At 68.6% G+C, this 4467-nt stretch carries 4 protein-coding genes and 2 tRNA genes; 3 read left to right on the top strand and 3 right to left on the bottom strand.

Translation table 11 applies throughout. From position 1 onward, the window contains the following. The first annotated feature begins 57 nt into the window (after positions 1 to 57). The 3 genes from ABD089_RS05975 to ABD089_RS05985 all read left to right on the top strand — a co-directional run bounded on the left by ABD089_RS05975 (position 58) and on the right by ABD089_RS05985 (position 1391). A tRNA-Lys gene (locus ABD089_RS05975) sits at positions 58 to 133 on the top strand. 39 nt (positions 134 to 172) lie between these two features. After that, positions 173 to 248, top strand: a tRNA-Lys gene (locus tag ABD089_RS05980). 222 nt (positions 249 to 470) lie between these two features. Continuing rightward, complete coding sequence (locus ABD089_RS05985; protein WP_343885325.1) at positions 471 to 1391, top strand: type IV toxin-antitoxin system AbiEi family antitoxin domain-containing protein; 921 nt, start codon at positions 471 to 473, stop codon at positions 1389 to 1391. A 71-nt stretch (positions 1392 to 1462) separates the two neighbouring features. On the opposite strand, the gene ABD089_RS05990 is transcribed toward ABD089_RS05985, so the two are convergent. From ABD089_RS05990 to ABD089_RS06000, 3 genes are read right to left on the bottom strand one after another with little or no spacing between them, the layout of a single operon-like run. After that, positions 1463 to 2335, bottom strand: coding sequence for an aldo/keto reductase (locus tag ABD089_RS05990; RefSeq protein WP_343885326.1), 873 nt, complete (start codon positions 2333 to 2335; stop codon positions 1463 to 1465). Between the two features lie 36 nt (positions 2336 to 2371). Further along, positions 2372 to 3136 (bottom strand): type 1 glutamine amidotransferase, encoded by a 765-nt coding sequence (locus tag ABD089_RS05995; RefSeq protein WP_343885327.1) that lies wholly within the window; start codon positions 3134 to 3136, stop codon positions 2372 to 2374. Beyond that, entirely contained in the window at positions 3133 to 4263 is a 1131-nt protein-coding gene (locus ABD089_RS06000; RefSeq protein WP_343885400.1) for a DUF1727 domain-containing protein, read from the bottom strand. Before ABD089_RS06000 ends, ABD089_RS05995 begins: the two co-directional genes overlap by 4 nt. Positions 4264 to 4467: the final 204 nt, after the last annotated feature.

Here is a 4467-nt window from a genome sequence, read left to right on the forward strand (position 1 = left end):
CCCGGGGAGGACGATTTGGCCGCGACAAGGTCGCAGGTGTAGTGTTTCTCTTCGCGCGCACCGCTAGCTCAACTGGCAGAGCAGCTGACTCTTAATCAGCGGGTTCAGGGTTCAAGTCCCTGGCGGTGTACCAAAACAGCACCAAGATCCCCTGCTCGGGTGGGGGATGCCAGCACCGCTAGCTCAACTGGCAGAGCAGCTGACTCTTAATCAGCGGGTTCAGGGTTCAAGTCCCTGGCGGTGTACCAGACCAAAGGCCCAGGCTCACCGAGGCGGGCCTTGATCTTTGTCCATGGGTGCTCCCGTCAACGCGTCCGTTGGAACACCAACGCCGCCCGTGCATGGGTGGCGTTCGTGATCCCAGGGTGGCGTTGGGGTTGTGGACAAGCGATCCGCGGCTTCTCGAGTTGTCCACAGGCGTCCTGCCCCCGGGTCGCGCGTGAACCTGTTCGGTCTGCACAGTTGCCGACATGGACGAGGTGACGACGAAGCAGCTGCGCGAACGTGGCTACGACTACCACGAGATCGCCGCCCTCGTGCGAGCCGGCCAACTGGTGCGGGTACGACGAGGCATCTACGCCGCTGGACCAGCTGACGGACGCAAGACCAGCGAGCTGGAGGCCTACCGGTCCCGCATCCGGGCGGCAGTACTGGCGCGTGGGCAGCACGCAGTGGTGAGCCATGCGTCTGCGGCGGCGATGTGGGGCCTACCGCTGCGCCGGGTGGCGACCCGGCTGGTCCATCTGACCGCGCCGGCGCTGACGCGGGGAAGGGCCAAGGCGGGCGTCCGGGTCGCCACCGCGTCCCTGCAGGCGGAGGAGATGACGCTCGTCGACGGTGTGTTGTGCACCAGCGCGGCCCGAACCATCGCTGACCTCGCGCGAACCGAACCGGGTGGTTGGGCGCTGGCTGCCGCCGACGAGGCCTTGCGCACGAGCCTGGTCACCGGTGACGAACTCCAGACAGCGGTGGGTCGGCTGAGCGGGGTCCGCGGGGTGCCGCAAGCCCGTCGGATCGTGTCGTGGGCGGACGCTCGCTCCGGCAGCGTGGGTGAGTCGCTGAGCCGTCACCTGTTCATCAGGGCGGGACTGGCCCCCGACGACCTCCAGCACCAGCTGCGCCATGAGGGCTGCTTCGACATCGTCGATTTCTGGTGGGCTCCACGCTTGGCCGGGGAGTTCGACGGGCGCCTCAAGTACCGCCTCGACAACCCGTCGGGACGCGACATCGAGGACGTGTTGTGGCAGGAGAAGCAGCGCGAGGACCGGCTGCGCCGACAGGGCGTCCACTTCGCACGCTGGACCTGGGACGACGTGACCCATCGTCCGGACGATCTGCTCGGCCGCATCCGGGCGGGCCTGCGGGACGTCCGCTCGATGAACGCCGCCTGAAATGCATCAACGCCACCTGTGCACGGGCGGCGTTGATGGTCCAAGGGGCGGGTTGACGTGCCAGACGGACGTCAGCGCTGGTCGAGCAACGCGAACTCGTCGTCGGTGAGGTCCAGTTCCACGGCCTTGGCCGAGTCGGTGATCGACTCCGGACGCGAGGCGCCCGGGATCGGGATCAGCTTCTCGCTCTTGCGCAGCTCCCAGGCCAGGACGACCTGTTGGGGGCTGACGCCGTGATCGCGGGCAATGTCCCCGAAGCGGGCGAACTTCTCTCCCACCTCGGTAGCGCCACCACCGGTGCCGCCGAGCGGGCTCCAGGGCAGGAAGTTGATGCCGTGCTCGTCGCACCAGGCCAGCTCGTCCTCGCTGCAGCGGAAGCTGGGGGAGAACTCGTTCTGGACGCTGACCAGACCCCCCTCGCCGAGCACCTGGACCGCAACCTCGATCTCCTCCACATTCGCATTGGAGATGCCGACGGTTCGGATCTTGCCCTCCTTCTGGAGGTCGGCGAAGGTCTGGACGACCTCGCCATAGACACGCCAGCGATCCGGGCGGTGCCACTGGTAGAGGTCGATCACGTCCACCTCGAGCGCCCTCAGCGACGCGTCAACGGCCTTGCGCAGGTACGCCGGGGAACCGTCACGCCCCCACTGCTCGCCCTCGCTCCGGGTGATGCCGCCCTTGGTGGCGACGACGATCCTGTCCCGGTTGGCCAGGCCCTTGAGGGCCTTCGCGACGATGCGCTCGTTGTGGCCCATCGTGTCCCATGACGGCGCGTAGATGTCGGCCGTGTCGAGGAAGGTTATGCCGACGTCCAGTGCTGCGTGGATGGCGGCGACCGCCTGTTCCTCGCTCGGCAGGTCGCCCGTGCTGCGCATCGAGACCGGCATGCAACCCATGCCGATGGCGCTGACCTCGAAGGGCCCCAGTTGACGTGTCTTCATGGGCACCAGCCTTGCACTCAACGCCCCCGGGGGCAGCTAGCGGGACAGCGTCCGAGCGTGCGAGATTCGCTGCGCGCGTAGCTCGTCCAGCTCCGGCATGGGCAGCGGTTCGAGTTCGCGTCCCAGGGCCAGCTCGAGCAGGTGGTCGGCCAGCTCGGGATTGCGGGACAGCACAGGGCCGTGCGGGTAGGTGCCGATCACGCGTCCCTGCACTGCACCTTCGGTGCCCTGGCCATTGTTGCCGACACCCACCTCGACGCTGGCCAGCGGCGCCGCCTTGGGCCCCAGCGTGGTGTAGCCACCGTGGTTCTCGAAACCCGTCAACAGGGAGGCCGAGCCATCGGGACGGTTCCAGCGGTGCAGCACCTCGCCGACGGCGCGTTCGGTGCCACGTCGGGTGTCGACGTCCAGCAGCCCGAGGCCCTCCACGACCTCGTCGCGGTCACCGACGGTGAAGGTGTTGCCGCAGATCTGATAGCCGGCGCAGACCGCGAACAGCACGGCGCCCGAGCCCAGGGCGGTGAACAGGCCACCGTCCTCCCGGATCGCCTTCATGGCGCTGATCTGCGCCATGTCCTCGCCGCCGCCAAGCAGGTAGAGCTGGCCGTCGGTCGGCAGCTCATCCCCCGGCTCGACGACGACCATCTCGGCGTCGATGCCACGGCGGGTCAGGCGCTCCCGGCAGACGACGGCATTGCCACGGTCACCGTAGATGCCGAGCAGACTCTGGTAGACCAGCACGATCTTGACGGGCGCGATCGGAGTCTGCGGGGTCGAGGGTGCGGGGTTGGACGAGCTCATGCCAGGCCTCCGAGCTTGCGCAGCTGCTGGAACGGTGTGTAGGTGCTGACCACGTCGAGCAGCATGCCCGGATGGCCGCTGATCGCCGCCATCAGGTCGGGTTGGACGATGTGCTCGACGCCGGCGTAGTCCAGCCGGACGGCCAGGTCGAGGGCGCGGGGGCCGGTGCACACGACACGTCGTCCGCGCAGTTGTTCGTAGTCGACGTCCCACAGCCACGAGACGTCCTTGCCGTCGGCGGCGACTGCGTCGATTGCCAGCACCAGCGGATCGCTCTGCGCCAACGGCAGCGACTCGGCCCAACCGGCGGGGTTCTTGGCCAGCAACAGCCGCGCCGTGGTGTCGCCGAAGGTGGTGGTCGCGTACCGGCCAGCGGGGGAGGTGACCTCGTGCATGCCCTCCAGTGCGACCTTCGGGTCGATGCCCATCACGCGGGCGGCGGCCAGGGCCTGCGCGGCGTTGGCGCGGTTGAAGCGGCCGGGCACCTGCAGGTCAAGGGTCCACGTGGTGCCGTCGCGCTCGATCACCTCGTCGCCGTCGACGCGGTACTCGGCCTGGGGTTCGGTCAGTTCGCAGTTGGGACAGTCCCAGCGATCCTCGTGGACGAGCACCGCGCCGCATTCGGGGCACAGGGCAGCGTCCTGGTTCCAGCCCGCGCCGGTGTCCACCCAGATGGTCTTGCGTGCGGTGCCGGCGGCCCAGACGACCAGCGGGTCGCGGGAGTTCGCCACGACGACCGGACCGTCCTCGCCGGCCTCGGCGAGGGCCTCGCGCCAGGAGCGTCCCAAGAACTTGATCTCGTGGTTGCGGTCCATCTGGTCGCGGCTGAAGTTCAACAGCACCAGCACTTCGGGACGTCCATCGCGCAACATGCTCGGGACGACGCGTTCATCGGTCTCCAGGATGGCGATGTCGGCGCGGGGCTGCTCGCCGAGCGCGGACGCGATGCCGTGGTAGAGGTTCGCGCCGTCGGCATTGGTGACGAGGCGACGATCGGGGTCGGCGGTGCCCTGGCGGATCGCGGCGGTGAGCAGATGGGTGGTGGTGGTCTTGCCGTTGGTGCCGGTGACGGCGGCGATCCGCCGGTTGCGCAGCAGCTTGGCCAGCGCGTCCGGGTCGACCTGCAACATCACCTTGCCGCGGATCGAGGCGCCCGAGCCCTTGCCGGCCATGCGGGACGCGAGCGCCGCAGCCCGCCCGGCCTGGGTGGCGAGCCGCAGTCGCAGTTGGGGAAGGAGATCACGATCAGGCATGGGGCTCATTCTGTCAGGCGTCCGAGGTGGTGTGACGGACCCAGGCGTGCGTCGTCACAGGGGTATCCGGACAAGCAA

Origin of the sequence: Luteococcus sanguinis, assembly GCF_039527675.1 — a bacterium.
Taxonomy (GTDB): domain Bacteria; phylum Actinomycetota; class Actinomycetes; order Propionibacteriales; family Propionibacteriaceae; genus Luteococcus; species Luteococcus sanguinis.